The organism is Candidatus Acididesulfobacter guangdongensis (assembly GCA_004195045.1).
In the GTDB taxonomy this organism is placed as follows: Bacteria; SZUA-79; SZUA-79; order Acidulodesulfobacterales; family Acidulodesulfobacteraceae; genus Acididesulfobacter; species Acididesulfobacter guangdongensis.
Genome location: SGBC01000001.1, coordinates 16,002 through 40,742, shown reverse-complemented (window position 1 = coordinate 40,742; position 24,741 = coordinate 16,002). Strand labels below are relative to the sequence as shown.

30 protein-coding genes are annotated in these 24,741 nt (G+C 30.6%); 22 read left to right on the top strand and 8 right to left on the bottom strand.

What is annotated here, in order from left to right:
• The first annotated feature begins 314 nt into the window (after positions 1 to 314).
• Positions 315 to 1,871, top strand: coding sequence for a DEAD/DEAH box helicase (locus EVJ46_00255; GenBank protein RZD17432.1), 1,557 nt, complete (start codon positions 315 to 317; stop codon positions 1,869 to 1,871).
• 272 nt (positions 1,872 to 2,143) lie between these two features.
• Positions 2,144 to 3,262: an alpha/beta fold hydrolase gene (locus EVJ46_00250; GenBank protein ID RZD16708.1), complete on the top strand. Its 1,119-nt coding sequence runs from the start codon at positions 2,144 to 2,146 to the stop codon at positions 3,260 to 3,262.
• 62 nt (positions 3,263 to 3,324) lie between these two features.
• Here the strand turns inward: EVJ46_00250 and EVJ46_00245 are convergent, their stop codons facing one another.
• Positions 3,325 to 3,525, bottom strand: coding sequence for a DUF2283 domain-containing protein (locus EVJ46_00245; GenBank protein RZD16707.1), 201 nt, complete (start codon positions 3,523 to 3,525; stop codon positions 3,325 to 3,327).
• Positions 3,526 to 3,659: 134 nt separating this feature from the next.
• Positions 3,660 to 3,797 (bottom strand): DUF4258 domain-containing protein, encoded by a 138-nt coding sequence (locus EVJ46_00240; protein ID RZD16706.1) that lies wholly within the window; start codon positions 3,795 to 3,797, stop codon positions 3,660 to 3,662.
• A gap of 380 nt (positions 3,798 to 4,177) precedes the next feature.
• Here EVJ46_00240 and EVJ46_00235 point away from each other — a divergent pair, with 380 nt between their 5' ends.
• From EVJ46_00235 to EVJ46_00215, 5 genes are all read left to right on the top strand, one after another.
• Positions 4,178 to 4,384, top strand: coding sequence for a hypothetical protein (locus EVJ46_00235; GenBank protein RZD16705.1), 207 nt, complete (start codon positions 4,178 to 4,180; stop codon positions 4,382 to 4,384).
• A gap of 729 nt (positions 4,385 to 5,113) precedes the next feature.
• Positions 5,114 to 5,674 (top strand): hypothetical protein, encoded by a 561-nt coding sequence (locus tag EVJ46_00230; protein RZD16704.1) that lies wholly within the window; start codon positions 5,114 to 5,116, stop codon positions 5,672 to 5,674.
• Positions 5,675 to 5,851: 177 nt separating this feature from the next.
• A complete protein-coding gene (locus tag EVJ46_00225; protein ID RZD16703.1) occupies positions 5,852 to 6,514 on the top strand; it encodes a HEPN domain-containing protein in 663 nt (220 codons plus the stop codon).
• A 55-nt stretch (positions 6,515 to 6,569) separates the two neighbouring features.
• Entirely contained in the window at positions 6,570 to 6,920 is a 351-nt protein-coding gene (locus tag EVJ46_00220) for a hypothetical protein (protein ID RZD16702.1), read from the top strand.
• 677 nt (positions 6,921 to 7,597) lie between these two features.
• Positions 7,598 to 9,370: a site-specific DNA-methyltransferase gene (locus EVJ46_00215; protein ID RZD16701.1), complete on the top strand. Its 1,773-nt coding sequence runs from the start codon at positions 7,598 to 7,600 to the stop codon at positions 9,368 to 9,370.
• Here the strand turns inward: EVJ46_00215 and EVJ46_00210 are convergent.
• From EVJ46_00210 to EVJ46_00185, 6 genes are all read right to left on the bottom strand, one after another.
• Positions 9,360 to 10,055 (bottom strand): hypothetical protein, encoded by a 696-nt coding sequence (locus EVJ46_00210; GenBank protein RZD16700.1) that lies wholly within the window; start codon positions 10,053 to 10,055, stop codon positions 9,360 to 9,362. The two genes, EVJ46_00215 and EVJ46_00210, sit on opposite strands and share 11 nt — an antisense overlap.
• Positions 10,056 to 10,072: 17 nt before the next feature.
• Complete coding sequence (locus EVJ46_00205; GenBank protein RZD16699.1) at positions 10,073 to 10,312, bottom strand: XRE family transcriptional regulator; 240 nt, start codon at positions 10,310 to 10,312, stop codon at positions 10,073 to 10,075.
• Positions 10,313 to 10,559: 247 nt separating this feature from the next.
• The gene (locus EVJ46_00200) at positions 10,560 to 12,209 is read right to left on the bottom strand and encodes a DUF262 domain-containing protein (protein ID RZD16698.1); all 1,650 of its coding nucleotides are present in this window, start codon (positions 12,207 to 12,209) and stop codon (positions 10,560 to 10,562) included.
• Between the two features lie 120 nt (positions 12,210 to 12,329).
• Complete coding sequence (locus EVJ46_00195; GenBank protein RZD16697.1) at positions 12,330 to 12,923, bottom strand: hypothetical protein; 594 nt, start codon at positions 12,921 to 12,923, stop codon at positions 12,330 to 12,332.
• A 268-nt stretch (positions 12,924 to 13,191) separates the two neighbouring features.
• Positions 13,192 to 14,082, bottom strand: a complete 891-nt coding sequence (locus tag EVJ46_00190) for a HEPN domain-containing protein (GenBank protein ID RZD16696.1) — start codon at positions 14,080 to 14,082, stop codon at positions 13,192 to 13,194.
• Positions 14,083 to 14,170: 88 nt separating this feature from the next.
• Complete coding sequence (locus EVJ46_00185) at positions 14,171 to 14,626, bottom strand: XRE family transcriptional regulator (protein RZD16695.1); 456 nt, start codon at positions 14,624 to 14,626, stop codon at positions 14,171 to 14,173.
• 255 nt (positions 14,627 to 14,881) lie between these two features.
• Between EVJ46_00185 and EVJ46_00180 the strand changes: the two genes are divergently transcribed.
• The 15 genes from EVJ46_00180 (at position 14,882) to EVJ46_00110 (ending at position 24,739) form a co-directional block, all read left to right on the top strand.
• On the top strand, positions 14,882 to 15,904 hold the full coding sequence (locus EVJ46_00180; protein RZD16694.1) for a hypothetical protein: 1,023 nt from the start codon (positions 14,882 to 14,884) through the stop codon (positions 15,902 to 15,904).
• Positions 15,905 to 15,980: 76 nt separating this feature from the next.
• On the top strand, positions 15,981 to 16,745 hold the full coding sequence (locus tag EVJ46_00175) for a ParA family protein (protein ID RZD16693.1): 765 nt from the start codon (positions 15,981 to 15,983) through the stop codon (positions 16,743 to 16,745).
• On the top strand, positions 16,742 to 17,674 hold the full coding sequence (locus EVJ46_00170) for a ParB/RepB/Spo0J family partition protein (GenBank protein RZD16692.1): 933 nt from the start codon (positions 16,742 to 16,744) through the stop codon (positions 17,672 to 17,674). Before EVJ46_00175 ends, EVJ46_00170 begins: the two co-directional genes overlap by 4 nt.
• Positions 17,675 to 17,890, top strand: coding sequence for a hypothetical protein (locus EVJ46_00165; protein ID RZD16691.1), 216 nt, complete (start codon positions 17,675 to 17,677; stop codon positions 17,888 to 17,890).
• 595 nt (positions 17,891 to 18,485) lie between these two features.
• Positions 18,486 to 19,628 (top strand): hypothetical protein, encoded by a 1,143-nt coding sequence (locus EVJ46_00160; GenBank protein RZD16690.1) that lies wholly within the window; start codon positions 18,486 to 18,488, stop codon positions 19,626 to 19,628.
• A gap of 38 nt (positions 19,629 to 19,666) precedes the next feature.
• The gene (locus EVJ46_00155; protein ID RZD16689.1) at positions 19,667 to 20,146 is read left to right on the top strand and encodes a hypothetical protein; all 480 of its coding nucleotides are present in this window, start codon (positions 19,667 to 19,669) and stop codon (positions 20,144 to 20,146) included.
• 2 nt (positions 20,147 to 20,148) lie between these two features.
• Entirely contained in the window at positions 20,149 to 20,856 is a 708-nt protein-coding gene (locus tag EVJ46_00150; protein RZD16688.1) for a hypothetical protein, read from the top strand.
• Between the two features lie 91 nt (positions 20,857 to 20,947).
• The gene (locus tag EVJ46_00145; GenBank protein RZD16687.1) at positions 20,948 to 21,253 is read left to right on the top strand and encodes a hypothetical protein; all 306 of its coding nucleotides are present in this window, start codon (positions 20,948 to 20,950) and stop codon (positions 21,251 to 21,253) included.
• Between the two features lie 46 nt (positions 21,254 to 21,299).
• Complete coding sequence (locus tag EVJ46_00140) at positions 21,300 to 21,629, top strand: zinc-ribbon domain and TM2 domain-containing protein (protein ID RZD16686.1); 330 nt, start codon at positions 21,300 to 21,302, stop codon at positions 21,627 to 21,629.
• 748 nt (positions 21,630 to 22,377) lie between these two features.
• The gene (locus EVJ46_00135) at positions 22,378 to 22,602 is read left to right on the top strand and encodes a hypothetical protein (protein ID RZD16685.1); all 225 of its coding nucleotides are present in this window, start codon (positions 22,378 to 22,380) and stop codon (positions 22,600 to 22,602) included.
• Between the two features lie 75 nt (positions 22,603 to 22,677).
• Positions 22,678 to 22,917, top strand: coding sequence for a hypothetical protein (locus tag EVJ46_00130; GenBank protein RZD16684.1), 240 nt, complete (start codon positions 22,678 to 22,680; stop codon positions 22,915 to 22,917).
• An 88-nt stretch (positions 22,918 to 23,005) separates the two neighbouring features.
• Entirely contained in the window at positions 23,006 to 23,245 is a 240-nt protein-coding gene (locus EVJ46_00125) for a hypothetical protein (protein ID RZD16683.1), read from the top strand.
• Positions 23,246 to 23,500: 255 nt separating this feature from the next.
• Positions 23,501 to 23,710, top strand: a complete 210-nt coding sequence (locus tag EVJ46_00120) for a hypothetical protein (protein RZD16682.1) — start codon at positions 23,501 to 23,503, stop codon at positions 23,708 to 23,710.
• Positions 23,711 to 23,747: 37 nt separating this feature from the next.
• Positions 23,748 to 24,086, top strand: coding sequence for a hypothetical protein (locus EVJ46_00115; GenBank protein RZD16681.1), 339 nt, complete (start codon positions 23,748 to 23,750; stop codon positions 24,084 to 24,086).
• Entirely contained in the window at positions 24,086 to 24,739 is a 654-nt protein-coding gene (locus tag EVJ46_00110; protein ID RZD16680.1) for a hypothetical protein, read from the top strand. Before EVJ46_00115 ends, EVJ46_00110 begins: the two co-directional genes overlap by 1 nt.
• Positions 24,740 to 24,741 lie beyond the last annotated feature (2 nt).

Here is a 24,741-nt window from a genome sequence, read left to right as displayed (position 1 = left end):
GCTTTATGTTATTTTAAAGAGAGCAAAGTATAGGCATTTCTAAATTAACTATTTAACTTTAGAATTTAACTTTAGAATAGATACGGAGAATAGATATGGCGTCAAAACATATAACTATTTGATTTGTCAAAACAGTACCGGAGGTATTGAAAAAAATGTTTAAAAACGGAAAGAACTACGATTCAAAATTTGCAAAAAAAGCGGAATTTAAAACGGCACCTTTTAAAACTATGCCGGAAAATGCGGATAATGGTGCAGACAAAGCGGATAATGCTTCTATATCTTTCGCAGATTTAAATCTATCACAGCCGATAATGCGCGCTATTGCCGACGCTGGTTATATCACGCCGACCGCAGTGCAGGCTAAGGCGATTCCGCTAATATTGGCAGGCGGCGACGTAATGGCAAGTGCTCAGACCGGCACAGGTAAAACTGCCGCTTTTACCCTGCCGATATTACATCATCTGTTGGAAAAGCCGTCAGTTAATAATAACCGCTCAGGTTTTCCGCGCTGTTTAATACTGACCCCTACGCGTGAACTGGCTGCTCAGGTAGAAGAATCAGTGAAAACATACGGGAAATATACTTCTCTTAAAACTATGGTTATGTATGGGGGCGTCAGTATTTTCGCTCAGATTAAATCTTTAAGGAGGCATATTGATATAGTTGTTTCAACGCCCGGACGTCTGCTTGACCATATAACGAGAAAAACGCTTGATTTATCCGGCGTAGAAGTTTTGGTGCTGGATGAAGCAGACCGCATGTTAGATATGGGTTTTATTAGGGATATAAAAAAAATAACGGCATTGCTGCCCAAACAGAGACAGAATTTATTACTATCGGCGACTTTTTCCGAAGAGATTAAATCTCTTTCAAAAGGTATATTGCATAACCCTGTATTTGTCGAAGTTACACGCAGGAATACTCCGTCTGAGCTTGTAGAACAAAGTGTGCATTTAGTGCAGCAGCGTCTTAAAAGCCATTTGCTTTCACACATCATCAGACATTATGACTGGAAACAGGTGTTAGTGTTTACACGCACTAAAAACGGCGCCAATAAACTTACTGAAAAACTGCTGTCAGACGGCATTTCGTCGGCAGCTATACACAGCAACAAAAGTCAGCCTGCAAGGACAAAAGCGCTAACCCAATTTAAGAACGGCTCCCTCTCTGTACTGGTTGCTACAGATATTGTTTCACGCGGATTAGATATAGACCATCTGCCGCACGTAGTAAATTTTGAATTGCCGAATGTTGCCGAAGATTACATTCACCGTATAGGACGCACAGGACGGGCAGGCAGCGCCGGTGCTGCTATTTCATTAGTAGATAGAGAAGAGCTTCAATATTTAAAAGAAATTGAACGAGTTATTAAACGGGAGATTCCTAAAGTAGTATTTGACAGTTTTGTGCCGCCGGCTAATCTTCCGGCTGAAGTTCAAAATTCGTCGCCGCGCCGGCAGAATATGCCAAGAAGGACTGCGAGCGCAAATTTTAATACTGATAACACTAGAACCGCTGATACTAATAAGAGATATACCGGCACTACCGCTAACAGAGCCGATAATAATAATAAGAGATATGCAGGCACAACCGCTAACAGAGCCGGCGATAGCAGCAGGGGATATAGCACTAACAGCAGGACTTTCAGTGCCGATAATAAAAGGTATACCGCCGGCGCAAACGCTGATGATAATAGCAGAAAAACCGGTGCCGGTAATAATTATTATACAACCCGTACAAATAATGCAGCAATGCCTCGCACTGCAGCGCCCGGCAGCCAAAACCGACCGCAGCGTTATGGTAAAAGCCAAAATGCAAGGACTGCGCAATTTAAAACATCGCGTCCGTCAAGTAAAAATTCTGATTAGTTCAGCCGTCTATTTTTATAAAATTATAGCCTGCTGATTGGTATTATGATGTTTCTTTTTTCATTTTATATATTAATCAACGGGCATTTGCGTTATTTTATAAATATATGAATATTAATCGAAAATTTCTTTTTGTACAGCTGCTTTACTCAATAGAAAGGTAAAAAGATAAATTTAACTCAAATAATAATAATATTTATTGGTGCGTTTATAGGTATATTTTTGGAATATTTCAAAAAATATACCTATTTTTATAATAAAATTATGATAAAATGCGGTATTTTATGAAAAATAAAATTTTATATGTAATACTGTTTGCAGTGATAATTTTTGTAGCGTCATTTTTTTTATATGCTCACTTTTTTATATCGGCAGAGGTTGCAAAACCGATTAAAAATGCTGTTTATTATAAGGATAATGTTAAAACGGCAATGATGAAGTCAGTTGTATATCATAAGTTTAAAAAATTCTGGAACACTATGTATAGAAATCTTCGCAAAAAAAATGTCGTTTATAGTCTAAAACCGCTGTATAACGACAAAATAAATAAAATAGAGACCTACGATTTAACCTTAACATCATATGACGGACTAAAGTTAAAAGGTTATTTTGCTATTCCATACGGAGTTAAAGGAAAAAAATATCCCGGTGTGCTGTTATTGCATGGATACGGTTCCTATGGTACTCCGGGCTGGGCACATTTTTTTGCAGAAAGGGGCTACGGCGCACTTTCTATTGATTTAAGGGGGCACGGAAGGAGCAGGTCAGTTTACAATCCCGGGTTTCCGGGGCTCATGACAAACGGCATTCTACGCGTAAAAACTTTTTCGATGGTAAAAATAATAATGGATTCTCTATCGTCGTTAAGATTTCTTGAGCATTTTAAAAATATAAATTCTAAATTTATATTCGTTACAGGAGGAAGTATGGGAGGAGGGCTATCATTAATCGACGCCGCAATAGACCATCATGTCGTAGCCGCCGCCGCAGATGTTCCCTTTTTGAGCGATATACCGGTACAGATGCCTCTTGCAAAGATGGGTCCATATATGGAAGTCAAATCGTTCTTAAAAAAACATCCGTCCGATAAAACTAAGGTTATGAGATCACTGTATTATGTAGATACAAAGAATTTTGCCGGCTGGATTAAATCGCCCGTTCTTATTGGGGTAGGACTTAAAGATGAGGATTGTCCGCCCAAAGGCACTTTCGTCGTATATAAACTAATTAAATCTAAAAAGCAGCTATTTATAGCAAAAAATAGCGGTCATGTGGTTTTGCCCGGATGGAACTTAGAGGTGTTTAAGTTTTTCGCATCATATTTGCCAAAGACAATAAAATTGTATAATATTAATAAAATAAATAAAAAGAATGAAAGAAAACGGTTATGAGCATTGTATAGTACTTTTTGTTTAAAATATTACCAAATACAACAGGAGTGATTATTTGTTTATTAAACAGCCAATGCTTCAAGCGAATTATTTGTTGCTACTCTCTTAGAAAATGAAATGACTTCAACTGCGGCTATTTTACCGTCTTTGTCATAATCTATCACTAAACCGGATTCATTTATATATTCGCTATCCTTTATGGGATTATCGGAAAATCTAATTTCTAAAATATCGCCGTCTTTATCATAATCTATTTTTAACATAATTTACCTCAATTGTTTATTTTTTTAATCCGTCTGTCAAAAAAAGAACTTATAACCAAGAAACTGTTTTTACTATCCCGCCTTCCAATTATTCGTAAATACCGTCCGTCAACTTTTCCTATGAAATGCACTAATTATTCGTCAATTTTGTCATTTTCAATCATTTCAGGATTTGAAATAATTTTTTCTATGATATTTAAAGAAATATTTCTTTCTTTTATTTTTATTTCAGCGTGTTTTGTTAATTTTACGACTATATTTTTATTATCCATATTTTATTTTAATAATTATTTGACTTGTAAAAAACAAAAATTACAACTATATTAATAAAATATAAATATAAATATATATTCAATATATATCTATTTATAGAAATAATCAAGTTCATAAAATAGCAGTTACTGTCCCATAAAACAGGCAAATACATTAATACATATTTATAATAAGGTAGTAATATGGCAGTAAAGAACAGATTATAAACAATACAGATTATAAACAATATCTATTACAAATTTACAGATTCAATAAAAAATGCGAAAAATGCTAAAATATTGAATACATCCAAAAAAAGCAGTATAATTAATAAATGAATAAATAAATGATTTATTTATTATAGAATTATAATACCATAATATATTAAGAGGCACGGAAGATGCGAAATACAGAATTTGAGGCGGAAATAGAAAACGGCATAATTCATTTGCCTAAAGAATATTTTAACGCAAAAAAAGCTAAGGTCATAATATTAGATAAAGATTCTAAAGGCGAGAAAGATTTTATTTTCAGGACGGTAAACAATCCCGTTCATCTTAGGGACGGCGTATCTTTTTTATCGAGAGACGAAGCCAATGAAAGATAATATCCTCCTTGATTCGAATATATTTCTATACGGTTTTTCGGACACAGATTTAAAAAAACATGAGATTGCAAAAGATATTTTATTAGTCGAAATATCGGCAATATTTTTATTCCCTAAAACCGGCAGGAAATGCTTGGCATGCCATTTTTTTAGTAGTAAATGGTAGTAATATAGTAGTAAAAATAAGTTATTTCTATTCATATTTATACATTTTTGTGCATATGCCTGTCAAGAGGAATGTTGCAGAAAGTGCTTGTTTACTGCGGTTTTAACTGGTAGGCACGGGCGGTCTCGAACCGCCGACCCCTACCGTGTCAAAACGTTTCAATTAATTTAACTAAACCGACTTTCCGCCTGATTTTGCAGTTATTTAAACAGTTTGACCCATTCCGTCTATTCCGTATATTTCCGTTAATTCATAGCCTTTTTGTTTATTACCGTTGCAAAAGCGTTGCAGTGAGAAAATAATTAAATTATAATGGCGATAATGTATGTCATTTCATTCTTATGTGCTTATGTAATTTAAAAAAAGTGCATATTTTATATAATTTTATTAACATTTTATTATATTTTTGTTATAGTTATAAAAAGAAATACTAATATAATATGGGGCAATGTGATTTTTTCAACGAATACAAAACCGAAGAAGAATTTGAAATATGTAATTCGTCGAACAAAAAAATGTCGCGTTAAATAAAATGATAAAGGTTTTATAACTATATCAGAATTATGAAAACAATGAAAATAGATAGCATTAAATCTCATTTAAGACCATACTCAATAACCAACAAAAGAAAGACTACCATAAATCATGCCTTTGCTTCGGCGATTGCGCCAAATGATTCATACGATATTAACAAACTTAAAGAAGCAGTTCGTTTACTTGGCCAAAATGAAGACGATTTGCATTGTGTATATTGCGGTAAACCTGCCGAGACTTGGGATCATCTCGTTGGATTAGTAAAAAATTCTGAATATTCCGGATATGGTCATGTTATCGGGAATCTTGTACCATGCTGTAAAGATTGTAATTCAAAAAAAGGAAATAAAAATTGGCGGGATTTTTTGAAAGATAAGGATGAGGGCGATAAAAAAGAAAATATAATTAAAGAATACATTAAAAAATATTACCCAAAGAAAGTTAGCCGTGAGGAAATAGAAAAAGCTTGCAGCGAAGAGATGTATGCGTTGGATTCCTTAAAAGAGAACATCATTAAACTTTTTAAACAAGCCGATGAAATAGCAGAAAGCATAAGATTAAAAATAAAAGATATGAATAAAAGTATATAACATTTTTCCAGGGAAATAAATATAATGCTTGCTTCGTAATAATAAAAGAACGGTTCAGGAAAATAAAATCCGCCGGATTTTTAAAAATCATGGCACAATAAAAATACTTGATTTTTAATACAGTTGAATAATAATTATAAATATTGACCGGCATGCCGAATTAGAGGTAGTATTAAAATGTCTAAAGAAAAAATATTAGAACATATAGGCAGACTAATTGAAAAAGGCGATAAAGTACTTGAAACGCGTAAACCTAATCTACCAAATCCTTTTGGATTACCAACCCTTGATTCAGCTTCATTTTCAGGGTGGCAAACCCAGACGATAGCTTTTTTAATTAATTTACTGGGAGAGACCCACACATATGTGCAAAGTTTTAAGGAAATTATAAAATTGACGGCAGCATATGAAGATTCCGTGAGGTCGGGTCAGGCGATTCTTAATTCTGTTAGAGAAGATGTTTTAGGTGGATTTCTTACCGATATAAAGATGCTTGTTTCTGCAGAAATATTTACAGATTTCATAGAAATGGCGAAACACCTTTTGGAATGCGGATACAAAGACCCAGCCGCCTCTTTATGTGGAGCAGTTTTAGAAGATGGACTTAGAAAAATAACATTAAAAAATGGGATAAAGCTAAAATCTAAAGAAGACCTAAGTTCAATGAATCAAAAATGTGCTGATAGCAATATTTATAACAGATTAATACAAAAGAAAATCCAGGTATTGAACGATATTCGCAACAATGCAGATCACGGAAAATTCGATGAATATGATAAAAATGATGTTAAAGATATGATTAAAAAAACAAGTGATTTTTTGTCCGACCATCTTAAATAAATAAAATGTAATTTTATATTGCAGATAAAATTTTTAATATTTATAAAATTAAATTTTGAACGATATAACTCATAACTTATCCCTTTTTGCAGGCATTGTTGAAGCAAACCTCGAATATACATTAAGACTATTAACAGTATTGGAAGAGCCAGCGGCAAAATATAAAGATGAAAATTGTCTGGGGAAATTAAAAAAGCTTAAAACTGAAATTGAAAACGGAATGGTCGGCAATCCGTCTGAAGAAATTATAAGAATAACAACATTTATTGCTATAATGGAAAGTATTTATAATTCAACTAATGAAATAAAGATTAATATAAAAGAACTTGTAGGATATCCGCCGGTTGATTTGGAGTTACTGGAGATAACCGTAAATATGAGCGGTATCGTCAAAAAAAGCAATTGACGATTTCTTTACCGGAAAAACGAACAGGAGTTTAGAATCGGAAACAGACAGTATGGATAAATTATTAAATAATAAATTTATGGATTTATTTAGGATAAGCGATAAAGAGCAAAAAGGGAGAGAGAGGATAATATATTTTTCGGCAATTATTGCTTTGTTAAAAGAGATACGGCATAGTATAATGAAAATATGATTTTACTAAATCCTTAAGCCGTCAGTAGTTTATATGTTTAATCTTACATTGACGGCCTAAGGAGAATAATTTAATTTTAACCAATTTCAGTTTTCTCCAATTAAACTAAAATGTTACTTTTCTTCTAATGCGGCAATTATTACGTGAGCGGCCAAAGTAACAGCTAATCCGACAATAACTTGCTTTAAAAGAATATTAAAATAATTATTCTGCAATTTAATCACCTCCTCCTTGTTAATTAGGAATAGTATTCATGTAATGCAAATATTATGCCATATTTATTTTTTTAAATCAATAAAAAAAGTTAAAACAACAATATTTGCATAATTCAATTTCTATTGTAAAATTTAAAATACATTTAAAACTTACAACTGTAATATCTTATATATATGTGTCTGTGTAAGCTACATTTTGCACTTAAGGTTTTGTATTTTTATAAATTATATATTATAATTGTAATAAATACGGTCTAATAGGAAAAATAATGATAAAAAAAATAAATATATTTAATTCAAAAAATTTAAAATTATCATATCAAGATAAATATTTTCATTCTTTGATAATAGACTTGCCGGTATATTCGGAAGATATGGTAAAATCATTTAGCAATATTCATTTTAATCCGGATTTTGTGCAGAAAATACAAGAAATTTTTGATTCTTCATTGCAATTGATATGCGATAAAGGTTTGCTGTTTATTTATGGTTCGCCTTCGCAGCTTATGAAGTGTTATGAATATATTCCTGACGGATTTAAATTTAGATACTGGATAGCCATAGATTCTATAAATACTATCGAGAAAAAAGCTAAAAATCATTTGAAGCATAATCATCTTGGTATTTTGATGCTTAGCAAGGGCGGGCAGTTTTTAGAATTAGACACAAAAAATACGCGAATTGATTATATTGCTTGCAGCGCTTGCAAGAGAAATATTAAAGACTGGGGCGGAAAGAAACATTTAATGAATATTAAAGGAACAGGTATATCCGACGTATGGAAAGATTTTTACGATATTCAAAAAACTGTCAATGATCCGGATAATAATAATATTTCTTTGAATATAATAGACTATCAATCTTCGAACAATTATTTTGACTATGGTAGAATGCCGGATAAGGTATTAAAAAGACTTTTAGCCCTTTTAAAAGAAGAGGAAAGGAATATACTATATCTCAATATCGATAAAGAATATATCGCACCTCTGAATCTTACGTCAAAGCCACGGCCTGCCGACAAAATATTTGTAGATTCGAGTCGTTACAGAAACAAGCTTCTTCACGGTGATTGCATTGCTAAAATGGAAGAAATTGCCCGAGAATATCCAGACGGTATATTTGATTTAGTTTTTGCAGACCCCCCGTATAACTTAGATAAAAGCTATAATAAATATAATGACGAACTATCGGAGCAACAGTATATTGAATGGTGTAATAAATGGTTAGAATTATGCGTTAAATTAACGAAACCGACCGGCAATATTCTTATATTGAATATACCGAAATGGGCTTTAGAGCATGCCAGACTACTTAACTCTATAGCGTATTTTCAGAACTGGATAGTGTGGGATGCCCTCTCTTTGCCTAAAGGCAAAATTATGCCCGCCCATTATGCATTATTGGCATATTCTAAAGCCCCTAATGGTTTTACCTATAATAAACCGGCGGATATCGACAGTTTAGAGTATTGCTTAAGGGCAAATTGCATAAAAACAAGAAAAAATGCAAATATAGATAACAAAGTGCCGGTATCCGATATCTGGTGGGATATACATAGAATAAAACATAAAATTGACAGAGATGACCATCCCTGTCAATTACCCGATAAACTTATGGATAGGATCATTCAGTCATATTCAAATGAAGGCGATTTGGTATTCGACCCGTTTTGCGGGGCCGGAACGACTGCTATCAGTGCATTAAAAAACAATAGGAAATATACGACTATAGAATTAGACGAATACTATTTAAACATAACGGCAGCTAAACTTGAGCAAATCGAGAAAAACGGCAAATTAGACAGGGTCGGCAAGAATAATAAAGCGGTTTCTGTCTATACCAAAAAAGAATTGGAAACCAAAGTGCAGGCTTATTCTCAAGCTCTTGGAAGAAGACCAACGCTAAATGAATTTGTCGAAAAATTTTTAATAGATATAGAACAATTAAAAATACTTTATCCGGAACCTCATAGGGTTTTAAAAGCCGGCAGAATAGCTTTATTAAATGACGAGAAACAGAGATATTTAGATCTTAACTTTTAAGAACTTTAAGACTATCGAGAAAAACGTTTCTTTCTTCAATAGGTATTTCTTTGACATGTTTTTTAATTATGCGTTTTGAGCGATATATTTTAGTTTTTCCAAGTAACTTTTCGAAAATGCTTAAATTGGTTATAGGGGATGGTTCATCAAAGTTTTTTGGCCTTAAGTTGCCGTCTTTTTCACGATATTTTAGCGTTCCGTCTCTGTTGATTCCGATAAATTTATAAAATGGTTCTATCTGTATATCGGAAATCTCTTTAACATTGTCGTTAAAATTATAAATGATAAAAATATAGTAAATATTATCGCCGCCGAATTGACTGAGCTTTTCCTCCCACTTATTTAGAGTACCCATATCATTGTTGCTGTTGTTGCATTTAACCCATTTGCCGTCAGATTTTTTACTAAGATTGCCAGACTTGAATTCTAATGCTAATTTAGGAGTTGTTGTGTTCAGGGTAAAATCAGGAAATTCATTTTTATCTTTAGCCACATTATAATCGTCTTCACTATTGATAAACCCGGCCTCCTTCAGGATTTTTACTAATATATCTACTACATAATCTTCTATTTCAGTTCCGAATGTTCGGTAATTAAAGTTATTTTCTTCGTTTACTTTCCTGAGGTGGTTTAAAATTTTTGATTTAGATTCTGATAATAAAACGATAGTGTCAGTTATATTCATAATTTAATAGCCTTTGCCTAGAATAAATCTTTAATTGTTAGATTCAGTGCTTTGGCGATCTTTTCAATATTTTCCAGAGTAATGTTTCTTTCTGCTCTTTCTATCATTCCAATATAAGTTCTATGAACGTTTGCTTTCTCTGCAAGCTCTTCTTGGGAAAGGCTTAACTTAAGTCTTTCCTTCCTTACTTTATTGCCAAATTTTAAAAGTATTTCTTTTTTAATATTTTTCACATTATTAATTTTAGAATGTTGCATACAATAGTTCTACATACTATAATTAGCATTTAAAACTTTTATTTAATGCGGATATTCATGGCTGTCTGACGAAGCAAATTAAGGAAAATGGATTAATGAGGAATATCGCGGAAAAGGGCGCAGACACTTTCCGCAAATAAATTAAAACTAGAAAGTCCGAAAAAATAGCCAGAGTCATATAAATTTTAATAAAAAAGTATTTACAGTTATGGCAAAAGCATTTTTTTGGAGATTAATTTCATTTAAATTAATTAAACTTTGTGTTCCAGATATTAGCAGCGGTATCTGCAAATATTTGTTGCCTATTATCAATATCCTGCGGAGACCAACTATTGAAATTACATAAATCTTTTGTAATAGCTATTCTTGAATCTTTATATATATTCTTTTTGCTTTGAAAATCATTATTTCCTGCATCTGAGTTCATTTTTGTATCCAATAACGTTAAATTACCTATTCTCTTATAATATGATTTATGACTATCTTCATTGAAACTGGGCCAATCTGAAAAGTTAGAAATGGTTTCCGGCAAAATATGCTCTAAATTTAATTTTTCTGGATTTTGATTTGGTATGATTTCCATGGTGTTGTCCATATATTTTTCAATTTCAACCAGAAAATACCGAGCGATGTAAGATTTAGAGAATGAGGTGATCATAAAATTTTTCTTAAATAATTCATCAGTGGGGACTATATTTTTCATTCCGTTTTTTAATTCTGAGGCATTTTTAATAAGAGCATTATGTATTTTTTTAGATAGATTTGAAAACTCTGTTTCTAATGTGCCGCCACCGCCGCCGGTAATTAAAGTTCGTACAGATAAATTAAGAACTAATTTTAAAGCTTTTTCAACTTCGCTATCATTGAACATTTCCAGTATTGCGAGTATCAAAGGTCTATTCTGGGTTAATCTCAAATCTTTTAAAGCTTTTATATACTCGGCACACTTAGGCATATCTTTCCAGTGTTCGTTATCTTGGTTTAGGATAGCTAAATATAGTCGGCTATCTTTATCTAAATTAGAAAGCAATGTAACCGCGGCATTCTTATTTGTAATACTATTTTTAATATTTTTAAATAATTCCTTTTCCCTTGTTAATCCGTATTTAGATGACCAATAATACCTAATGTAATTCAGAACCTCATCTTCATATTCTGCTGCTTCAATTGCACCCGTAAAATGCGTCCACTTTATTCGTGTTTCTTGAAGTCTATCATTAGATATATTTAATAAATAATTTTTTATCAAATCGGTTTGAGAAAGGGCTAAGCCGCGATCGTTTAAAGTTTCGAAAATTGTAAAAGCGTTAACATCATCTGGGACTTTGACCATAATAACGGCAAGGTCTTTTTCCATAAAATTAATCAGTTCTGTAATTCGTTCCATTCCAAAACTATTATATTCATTCTTGGCGAATTGCTTAATTAGTTCATATGCTTTCAAAATTCTATCATGAGATTCTTTAGAAGGGAGTTGAGAGATGTCCCCTTGGATAATTCTTTTAAGAAAAAAATCATTATCCAAATCGTTTAGCTTTAATTTTTGTTTTATATCTTTACTTCCGAAAGTTGTTTTTAGCAAATATTGATTTTCAATAATATTTGCGTTTGCGTCATCTTTTATTTCTTTCATCAAATCTCTTATTGCCACAAAAAACATATATATTGTTGCAATTCGTTGTTGTCCGTCAACTATTTCTAAATCCCCATTATTATTAGGAGTGACAACTGCGGTCCCTATAAAATATTCTTGAAAATTTGAATTTCTGATATCTTCGATTAAATCTCTTACATTTAATTCTTCCCATGCATATGATCTTTGGTATGCAGGAACTTCCATAAAGTTATCAATAATTAGATGACCGACACCTTCTCTTCTAAAGTCAATTTTTGACATTGCACCTCTTTATTTTTAAAATTTAATTTATAAAAATAATTTATAGATTAGCGTTATAAATGTGTTATTGTCCGCCTGACGGACACTTTCAAACTTCCGAATATTTTATGTATATTTAGCTTAAGAATTATATTTTGTTAAACCTAACCACATAAGTGCAATTTGACCCAATACAACTATTGCTATGCCTGTAACTATTTTAACCCACAAACTGTTATACCAATTATCTTTAGGTTCTATCCTTATTTCAAGAAACTGAACGTTATTTTTGTTTCCGTAATAAGATGTTTTTTTCCATTCGTATTGTTCTTCCAATTCATCTTTTACTCTACGAATACGCTTAGATAAATTCTTAGCTGATTCCCCTAAGGAAACTCCAATAGGAATTAGAAGGATAAGAAACAAATACTCATAATTTCCGATTGTATTCATTTTTTCTATATTTTGACTTAAAATTGGCATTGGCGAATATTTCAAAAAAAAATTAAAGAAAATTGATTCATGTTGAATGGAATTTATTAATTTAACCAAAGTCCTGTATATTTGATTGAATGCTTGGATACCTTTGGTATTATTATTGTTTATGGCAGAAACAAATGTATAACGAATGAATCTTAATGTTCCAAATATAATTAAAAGTAGAGGCAGATATCTTAGAATTATCGATATAATCTTATAATTCCATACCCTCTTTTTTGCTTGATGTAGGTTCATTATTATATATATTCCTATTTTAGTTGTTGTATAAGCATTGACGTTAAACAATATTTTTCGTATATTAAATATTATTCCTTAAAATTATGATTTATTATTACCTTCCATTTTAGCTTTTTTATTAGGATTAGTATCTCTTCCCTGCTTCTCCTGTTTTTTTAAGATTGCATACATTGAATCTATGCAATTATTTATGCCAAGATTTAAATCTTTGTTCTTAAAGTATAGTTAATTTTTACTTATATATAGTTGCAAAATTAGTAATTATTTATGGCGTAGAATTACTATCGATATTAACTAACTTATCTATATAATTAATTATATTTCCTAATTCTAAAGCAATACCGCTTGAATATCCTACTATTTTAGATTCAAAAGTATAATTTTCAGGTTTTATTTTTTGCCCAGAATATCTAGAACAATTTTCATGAGGAGATACAATTAAATTAAAAATCATTAACTCTGAAGAAAAAAATATATTATTTAAATTATGATCATTATTCAAAAACTTTTGTTTAATGTTTTGCAATAATTTTATTATTAAACCAGCCATATTATAATCATCTTTGATTAAAAATATTTTTATTATATTTATATTAAAATCTTTTTGATAATTTTTATCATAAATTTTAGATAAAACGTCTAACATATCTGTTTTAAGTTGTGCATCTGCTTTTTTTATAATAATGTTTAACATTTCTGAAAATAACTTTTCTTTTTTAAAGTAGAAATTAAAAATTGTGAGAGGACTATGCCCTATTTTAAGAGGTTCAAATTTGTCAAACATTATAAAACATAAAGCCTTTATCGTTTTTTCAGCTGCTTGTTGAAGATTAAAAATTGCTCGAGAATAGTTTGCATCTTTAAATAAGGCGTTATAAGCTCTCAAGTCTATTTTTGCATCTTTTAAGCAATCATTTATATTATTTATTAATAGATTATTATTAAGTCTTTTCTGGATACCCTTATTATATTCTTTTGTTTCATCTGAATAATTAATAGAAATATCATCTATTATACTTCCTATATTATCCAAATTAATTAATTTGTTTATTTCATTATATGCATCTATTCCTTTTGACTCTTCTAAAATACTTTTAAATATTTCTGGTTGTTCCTTTATAACAGGACTATCATTATTTGTATTATTTATTTCCATATTTAAAACCTTTTAAATTATTGCCAAAATCATTATTTTATAATATATTAATAATCATTATTTTCATTATATTAATTAATTTTCAAATTTAGCTATTCGCATTCTTCTTTTTTTTAGGAGTTTCTCTATCTCTTCCCTGCTTCTCCCGGTTTTTTAATATTGCATACATTGAATCTATGCAATTATTTACACCAAGATTTAAATCTTCATAATTAAAATCGTATATTTCTTTTAACATCACGACTCTTTTTGCAAACTCCGGATTAGACGGATAATTAATGACAGAAATATTTTCTTGTTTTTCTTTTTTAATATCTCCTAAAAAATAATGTATATCTACGTTAAATAATTCGCAAAGCTTAAGTAAGTTATCTAAGGGTATTAAAGAATAGCCAAGCTCATATTTATAAATCTGCGTATCGCTGATATCAAGCAAATCTGCTATTTTTCCTTGAGAAATTTTAAGTTCCTTACGTTTACTTCTTAATTTTTCACCTATTGATTTTAATAATTTAAGATTTTTATCCTTAATTTCTTTTGACATTTTATGTATTGACAATTATGAATTTAAATTAATATTTTTCTTTATTGTAAATGATATTAACGAAACCTCTTTAATATTAATATATTATCTAAAAATTATAAATTCATTATAATTAAAGTTTTAAATAAATACCTTTCTTTAAAGTAAAAATATACTTGACATATTTTCTTTAAAGTTGTATTTTATAAATTATGATTTATAACATGTCCTAAATATTAAATATAAACGGAAAACATTTAAAGATAAAACAAAACAATGGAAGAAAAAATAATAATTGAAAATAAAATAGCAGCTCCGTTTACTTGGGTTGAAAATGATCTAATAAGGTCAAAATCTTTGTCTCTGGAGGTAATGGGATTATATTTACTTCTAAGGTCGTTTGGGGGAATTTCATATCCGTCAATTCAATATCTTTGTGAACACGGAAGAGTCGGAAGAGATAAATTATACAGGGTAATGAATGAATTAATTGAAGCTAAACTGCTTTTAAAAAAACAGCAACATAAAACCGCCGGCAAATTTTCTAAAACTTTATATCGTATTTTATCGCTTAACGATAATTACGAAGAAATTTATAAAGAATTTATCGGAGAAGAACCTTTAAATCAGCAAAGCATTGATAATACTCAATCTCAACCGTGTCCTGAAAAGCCGTATACGGTTAAGCCGTATACGGTAAATCCGCAACTAATAAGAATAAAAGATAAAGAAGAATCACTAAAAGAAAAAGAATCACACACACAAAACGATTTCGTTAATCCTACCGCTATAAAAAACGTGTGTGAAGAAAATAATAAAAATAACTCACACACGCCCTCGCTAAAAGTCCTTGAATTATTTAAGAATGAAGATGAGAATGTCTTGTTTAAGATAGAAAGGCAGCATAAAGACGCCGCTATTGCAGGCAAATATTTAGATTATCAGGCTAAAAAAGGAAAGATAGCTGTAAAAAACCCCTGCGGCTTATTAATAAAAACATTAAAAGACGGCTTATTTTCGGATGTGGACGAAATAATTTTGCAAGAACAGCAAAAAATAGCAAACGAAAAACAAAAAATTGTATCTGAAATAAAAGAAAGGGAAAAAGAAGAGGAAGCTGAAAAGCTTGCAGATGAATATATCGCAAAAATGCCGAAAGATAAAAAAAATAACAGGATAAAAGAAATAATTATAGAAAATAATTACAAAGATGACGATTTGGGCAATGTATTTGCAATATTAAAGTTGAAAGCAGAAGTATCAAATATGCTTAATAGCGAGAACCCTAACGGACCATAAATATTAAATATAAAGTAAATTATATTTCTTGTCCACTCAGCGGACAAGATTAAATAAAAAAATAAAGAGGTGAAAAATGATAATTGCTATTATGAATCAGAAAGGCGGAGTAGGTAAAACAACGACGGCGGTAAATCTTGCCGTTGCATTAAAAAGAAATTACGACAATGTATTATTAATTGATATAGACCCGCAGGCAAACGCAAGTATTCATTTAGGAATTAGAGAAACCGCAGATAATTCAATGGCAGCGGTAATGTCAGGAGAAAAAAACATTAAGGATATAATAAAAATCGCAGATTCAAATTTAGAAGTAGCGCCGGCGAATATAGCGCTTGCAGGAGTTGAGCTGCAAATAGTAAACGAAGTCGGCAGAGAAATGATTTTGAAAGATATCGTAAAAGATTTATACCACGATATTATTATTATTGATTGTCCGCCGAGCTTGGGCTTATTGTCTATAAACGCTTTAGTAGCGGCGGATAAAATAATAGTGCCGGTTTTAACTGAATATTTTGCAATGGAAGGATTGTCTGATTTTCTAAAAACGGTAAGCATGGTTAAGAAGAAACTTAACGGCAAACTTGAAATATTAGGCTATCTTGCCACAGGTTATGCAAATACTTCAATATCAAAAGATATACTGCAAAATTTGCATAAACATTTTGATAATCAAGTTTTTAAAACTATTATCAGGGTAAATACTTCTTTAAAGGAAGCTCCGGGAACCGGCAAAAGCATATTTTATTATAAGAAAAATTGCAGAGGTTATGAAGATTATGAAAAACTCGGAGAAGAAGTCAGTCAAATAATTAAAAGTAGAAACAGGGAGATTTTATGAAGAAATTAAACGATCCTTTAGATTGGATTGGCAAAGATACGGAAGATAAAGCAAGCGTTATTGATATAAATATAGATGAAATAATTGTCAATGAGCAGATTAGAAATAAAGAAAATGTTTTGAAAGATATTGACGAACTTACGGAATCAATAAAAGAATTTGGAGTTAATCAAAATCTTTTAGTGATGAGAAATAATAATAAAGATAACGAATATTTTTTGATAGCCGGAGAAAGAAGATTAGAGGCTTCTAAAAGGGCGGGATTAAACAGTGTGCCTTGTCTTGTAAAGAACATTAAAGAAGAAGACATATTGATTTATCAGCTTTTAGAAAATATTCAAAGAAAAGATTTGAGCAAGCCAGAGCTTGCTAATGTTTATAAACAATTGAAGGAAAAAGGATTGACTATTAGACAGATAGCGGAAAAGATTCATAAATCAAAATCGTATGTGCAAGAGATATTAAGTATATGTGAAATGCCTGAAGAATTAAAAGAAAAAATCACGGGCAGCACAATTAAAAAAGCAATCGAAATATCAAAGATTAAAGATGAACAAGAAAAGAAAAAGCTTATTAAAAATTATGACAGCATTACTGCAGGGGAAGTTAAGAATAAAAGAAATAACTTAGATACAAATAAGGAAGAAAATAATATTAATTTAAATAAAGATAATAAAGAAGAATGGGGAAACTATAAAGAAAGAGACCAGCGTTTTAATAAAGCTGTTAAAGAGAATTATTCTATAATCCAAACCGATATAGACCATTTTAACGATACGCATACAGACATTAAAATTGACATAAGATTTGATATTATTGACAGTTATTTTGGCACAGATAATATTGTGGCAATATACGCTAAAGACAATGCAACGGCAAGTAAATTTATTAAGTATTTAAATAAATTTAAAATTAAAGGAGATGAGTAAATGGATATATTTGACGGTATAAAAAACACAAAAGGCAAAAAGAAATCAATTACAATTTCATTAGATAGCGAATTGTATAATTCAATAACGGAACTGGCGAAACTGCTTGGAGTAGAAAAGGCATTAATCGCAAGAACGGTGGTAAATAACGCAAGAAACATTATTGCAAAAAGAATAGAACAGGAACAGAAAAATAACAAGGATATTAAAGACTGATTAAAATAAAATAAAATGCAAAAGCAAAGCAAAAACAAAATCGTAGACAGTGTAAAAACTAAGAATAATATAAAATTTACCTTTAGAATTACCTTTAGAATACATTCTAAAGACATTAAAGGCATTAGGAAGGGGGACACCCCCTTGCCCCCATTAGAGTTTGCCTGTCGTCCGTGCCGTTTATGGTTTGCTTCGCAAAACGCTTCGCTAGCCAATCACGGCACGACCAACCCAAAAAATCTTGTTTCACAAATTGCCTTCGGCAAACGCTTCGCTAATTCGTGGTTTGTCTTCGCCAAACTAAACTTTTCTGACGAAAATTTTAAAACAAGACCGCACTTAAATTTCTTGCGAAATTTATTTTTGCTTCGCAAAAACCGTAAACGCTTTTTTTGGGTTGGTCGTGCCGTGATTGGAACTTTCACGGACGACAGGCAAACACCCCCCCGCCCCCCTCTGAAGAGGGGGAGAATGAAGCACCGCCCCCTACCCCCTCCTCTCAGGAGGGGAATAAAAGTGCATAAGGAAGTTTAAAAACAAACTACCTTAAATACACTGGAGGGTTAAAATATTTTTTGATAATTATGGAGGAAATATGTTTGCAAAAGCAACAATATTAACAGAAGAAAATAATAAAGAAATTGAAATTGAATTGCCGGATAGACACACAATAGTTTTTGGAGAAACTGGAGCGGGTAAAACGGAAAGCGTATTATTAAATTTTTGGATAGGAAAAAAGATTATAACTATTATTGACGGTAAGGGAGAAATAGCGGCAAAAGACACGGCTAAAAAATTAAGAGATGAGGCAAATATATTTGATTTTCAATCAAATATAAACCTTCTAAAAGGGTTAAGCGAAAAGGAAATAACAGAGCTAATAATTAACAGTTTGTATCCGAAAGAAATATCAACGGCGGAAAGTTTTTATCAGTCATTTGCAACACAGGCTTTAAGATTTATTTTAAAATATATTGAAAAACCTACCTTTGAAAAAATCTTTATAGCTTTATATAAAGACAATATTGCGAAGTTATATAAAGAGCATGCCGGCAAAATGACGGAAGCGGAAAAACTTATTGCCGGCGGTTTAGTGGAAGACAAAAATTATGCAGGATATATTTCCGGGTTTATGGATAAATTACAGCCTTATGTTTTAGCAAAAAACTTTAATATAGATGAAGCGGATAATATTAATTTTTCTAAAGTAAATTGGGTTAGTTTAAGAAACATACAGGAAGAAAACAGCATGGGAAGAATGATTATAGAAAATTTAAGACTGAGAAAGCCGAAAGAATTAAACTATGATGTTTGTTTGTGTATAGATGAATTTGCAGACTTAATGTTTTCTTCATTTTCAAAAATAATAAAGGAAATTAGAAGCTTTAAAGTTCAATTAGTAATGATGACACAGTCTTTATCGGACGCAGACAGATTTGATAAAGCTTTATTAGATATTCTTTTGTCCAACAGTCAGAATAAATATTTTATGAAACAGGATTCAATAAGAAATGAAGATATCTCAAAATTATTTGGAAATAAGATATTTGAATTTAAAGCGGAAAGCAAAGACAATACAGGAACATTGGGAATCAGTAAAAGCGAAAGAAGAGATTATATTATACAGCCGCAGGCTTTCAGTAAATTAAAACCCGGACAGGCATTTGCAAAGGCAATAATAGACGGAAATTTAGAATTAGTAGGACTTCAATTTAATAGAGTGGAGATTGAAAGATAATAAAATAGACACTTCATAATAATATTATAGGAGAAGCGATGAATAATCAAAGCAGCGGCAATAGCAGCGGCAATAACAGCAATAGTTTAGGTAAAGGACACAGTTTTCAAAATTATATGTCAAAGGTATGGCTGATAGGTTTATTTGCAGCTTTTGTTTCAGGTATTGCAGCGCCAATTTTAATATTAAATTGGTTTTACGGAAAGGACTTTTGGAAAGAATACGGAATGTTAAAAATATTGATTAAAAGCGGACAGTGGACATATCTTAATCTGAATATCGGACATAGCGCAGTTATGTTAGCTTTTTATTTTTTAATAGAAAACATCATTATTCTTGAAGCTATCTTTATGTATACAGCTTATAAAATCATAAAATCTGAAGAAAAACGGCATATAAACATTGAAGCTAAATATCAAGAAAAGGTAGGCAATGAAACTAAAGATAAGAATTTTAACAAGGAAGAAAAACAATCAAAAACACAGGCGCAAAATAACGATAAATTTAAATTGGAGTAGTTATGGGAAAACAGAGACGGGTTGATTTAAGCAAAAAGGACATAATTCTATTTAAGTTCTTGTATAAACATAGATATGCAAATCTTAAAGCGATAAATATATTATATATGGTTAAAATAAAAACTCTATATGCAAGATTAAAAAAAATAAGTAATTTTGGTTATATAAAGGTTTTAAAAGTTAAAAATATGGAAAATATATACACTTTAGATATTAAAGGTTATCAAGTATTAAAAGAATCTTTTGAAAATGATATAAAATATTTTAACATTAATATTAACAGAGTAGCCCTTAACAATAATGCAAATCATCACTTAATAATAGCAGAAATAGGGGCTATACTAAATAATCGCAATATAGATTATGAAATAGATTTAAACATTAAAAAAACAAAACCTGATTGGTTGTTAGTTCCTGATTTAATTTTAATTAAAAATAAAATAGCATTTGAGATAGAATTAGAATATAAATCTATGATAAAATACGAAAAAAAGTTAGCAGCATTGCAAAATACAAAAGAGATAAACAAGCTTATCTATATAGTTAGAGGCAATGCAAATAAATTTAAAGAAAAATTAATTAAAATAGATGAATATAAAGGCGGTAAAACTTTAGATGAAAGAATTATATTAGATGAAACTATTAAGAAATTAGAGGTTCTTAATTTAGATGATTTTATAGCGGATATAGATAATTCTGACTATATATAGTTAGAATAGAGCTTTAAAGCATACTATATATAGTAATATAGTATGATAAAAAATAATAACAGTTAAAACTATTAAAAAACAGGGAGAATTTATGAAAAAATTGTATTTAATTTTTGGGGCTTTATTTTTAGTTGTTGCGGGTTTATCCGGGTGTGCTAAAAATAATCAAGTTAATAATTATCATTCTTATTCGTATTACATGAAACATAAGAAGCAGGCTAAAACGATTTATAAGGCATGCGAAAATAATCCGAAATTTGTAAATCAGAATTCTAAGAAATTTGATTTATCGAAAGCTAACGAAAATTGCTTTAATGCTCAAAATGTTGTCAAACACCTTGGAAACACTTTTCATAAAAACTTTTTTAATGCCGCAAAGAAGCATTACGGTGAATAGCGGGAAGTTGAACTAACAATATTATAAAAAAAATTAAGGAGGAATTATGGAAGAACAAATAACTATGGACGGTCCAACTAAATTTTGCAAGGACTGCGGAGAAAAAATAAACGCAAAAGCCGAAATCTGTCCAAAATGCGGAGTAAGACAGGAATATGCGGTTCAATCCGGCGGCAAAAGTAAAATAGCTGCAGGGCTATTCGGCATTTTCCTCGGAGGTATAGGCATACATAAGTTTTATCTTGGAGAAATCGGGTGGGGCATTGTTTATTTAATTTTTTGTTGGACGTTCATACCGGAACTTGTCGGCTTTATTGAGGGTATAATATATCTTACTATGTCTGACGAAGCGTTTGCGGCAAAATACGGCAAATAAAAACAGTTGATTTAATTTGTAAGTAGTTTTTGTGCTCCGCTTCGCTCCGCACAAAAACATCACTAAAATGATGCCGGCGTAAAAACTTCTGCTACGCCGGCGACTATCAAAAATCGCAGTTTAACCTGTGTTTATCTCCCGTTGGTCGATATTACTTTATAATAATTTCAGCAAAAAGCAGTAAGGAGTTTAAATTGTAAAAAAAGTCTTTCACGAAAGACCGAGCCTGTCGGTTTTTTTACAATTTAAACAAATTTATAAGGAAATAAAACCATCTTTTATTAGTTCTCTCTGCACCCAATTTAATTAATTTCACAAAATCCCATATATCCGTCTTGTATGCTCGAAGTTCACTACGAAAAATTTATCCCTTCGGGACTGCGCTTCGCTTGCCATTTTTTAAGTACGCAAATCACGCCAAAATTTCTTAACGATATTTAAAAATAATTTAAACTTTTCATTCCATTATTTAGCTTTATTTTTTTAGACAGCATTTTATTTTATTTATATTTAGCAGTGAAAAAGTTTAAATTATTTTTAAATATCTAAAATTTTGTCATTCTTTGCAAAAAAAATGGTAAATTTTTCTTCGTTCATATTTGCGAGAGCATACAAGACGGGATATACGGGATAAATTACATGAAATTAAAAATTAAATTGAGTGCAGAGAGAAAAAAACATTAGAGAGAAGCACCAATCAAGGATGCCAGGATAAATTAAATAAAATAAATAAAAAAGGAGATTAAAAATGTTAAACGATAGAGAAATACAAGCGCAGGTTTATTATAATCACCACTGTATATTAGTTAAAAATATGAAAACAGGAAAAAAAGGAATCGAAAAATCTAATTGTAAAGTTGTATTACCTGCGATATATGACGATATTACATTTTACAGACGTGAAGTAATAGCTACAATTAACGGCAAGATAGAGAATTATATTTTTAAGAAAAAAGAACTTGTTAAAAAATAACTAATAAACAAAAAAAGGAGATTAAAAATGAGTAAATTAGGAAAATTATTGGGGGTCGCTGCAGTACTTCAACATATGTCGAGACATGAGGAGTGTCGAATTAGAGAAATCAATTCATTTGAAGCATTAAATAACTTGATAACAATCGAGTTAATTGATGGATGGAAAATAAAAAAAAATAATCCAAACAAATCAGATAAAGATGATTTAGAAAAAGGCGTTAATGTAATTTTTTGGTACGACGCCGAAAATGTCGACCAAGAAAGAAAAGAGATTATCATCAATTCATTTGCTATAAAAAAATGTGATTTTTGATAATCGCCGGCGTGAGCAGAGGTTTTCACGCCGGTATCATTCTATAAATTAATTTTAAAAATAATAATTAATAAAAGGAGATTAAAAGATGACTTATTTATCGGCATTGCATCAAGAATTAGAAAACAGCCAGGACACAGAATATTTAAAAATGAAAAAAGAGCAGAGTTTTTGCCGTCAGGTTTTAAAAGATTTATATAATAATGGCAGTTTAGATTTAGAAAGCTATGAAACGCTGTCTAAAAGTATTGTAAGAATCAAATATTTTAAAGATATTTTAAAATACTGTAAAAAATATGATAAAATTCAAAATAGAAAATTAATGTAAACAAATAATATCAAAGGGAGCAAACGCTCCCTTTTTTTTGTAAATAATAAATCTTATATAAGTTAGAAAGCAGGGAAATAATCCCCCTGCCCCCTATATTTTTTTAAAACATAACATTTCTTTCCATAATTCCTAAATTTTTATCAAATATTGTTTTATCCTGCAATTCATTATAATTAAAGCTTTTGATAAAATTCTTTCTTTAAAGTAAAAATATACTTGACATATTTTCTTTAAAGTTGTATTTTATAAATTATGAATATACACATACTAAAAAAATACTGCAATGAACATAAGATTACGAGCAGAATCTTGGCTTTGGATTTAGGCATTACCGAAGTTCATGTTTACAACATATGGGGATATAAAAATATTCCTTCTCCTAAGCTTGCTATGAAAATTGAGGAATACACAAATCACGAAATTAAAGCAATAGATTTACTTTATCCGAAAACTGAAAATTAAATTAAAAATTAATTATTAAATTTAAGAAGGAGGGATTATGAAAAAGAAATTAGAAAAATTAAGTTATGCTTTAGAATTATTTTTAATCGGATTAATGGGGAGTTTAGGGGTATGGCTAAGACCGATTGTCGCTTCGGCGCAGCTTACGAGCGGAAATTCTTCGGCTATCGGCACATCGTTTTCGAGCGCAGAGACATGGATTAAAACAATTTTCGGTCCGGGGATGTTTTTAATGGGGCTTGCCGGCGTGGCGGTAGCGCATTTTATCGGAAGTGAAAAGGGTCATGTTTGGGGACTAAGGGTTATGGTCGGCGGATTAATTATTTTGCTGGGCGAAGCCGCATGGGCATTAATATCTTCTTGGACGGGGGCATAATGTTTAAAAAAAAGAAAGATATTGAAGAAGTAAAAGAATTAAATCACGCAAATATAAAGGGGTTTGTAATGGACATGAACTCCTTTTTAAAAATGCTGTCTTTAATCCTTATAATTCTTTTAGGCGGTTCATTATTTTTGGCATATAAAGCATATCAAAAACCGCCTATCGTTATAAGAGAAAATGCAAAAGGACAAATACAGGTAATAAAAAACCTTCTATATAACGATAAGGTTACGAAATTAGAAATATATACATTTTCAAAATTATTTTTAAGACGTTATCTGTCGTTATCAAGCTATGGCGTAGCAAATCAGCTTGACAGGGCTTTAAGAATGATGTCGGAAAAGTATGAAAAAGAAAATATATACAGTATTGAGAAAAACAATACAATTTCTAATATTCAAAATGCGAATATCAGAGAAAAAATAAAGATAAAAAAAATTAGAATTACAAAGATAGAAGGTAAATATATATATTTAAAAGTATTTTTAAATATCATTAAAAATCATTTTGAAAATAAAAAAATTACGATTGAAACTGTGGAAGGACATTTAGTATTAAAAAAAGTTTTAAGAAGCGCTTCAAGACCATACGGGCTTGAAATAGCAATATATAGTCAAACGATATTAAATAAAATTAAACAAAAATAGGA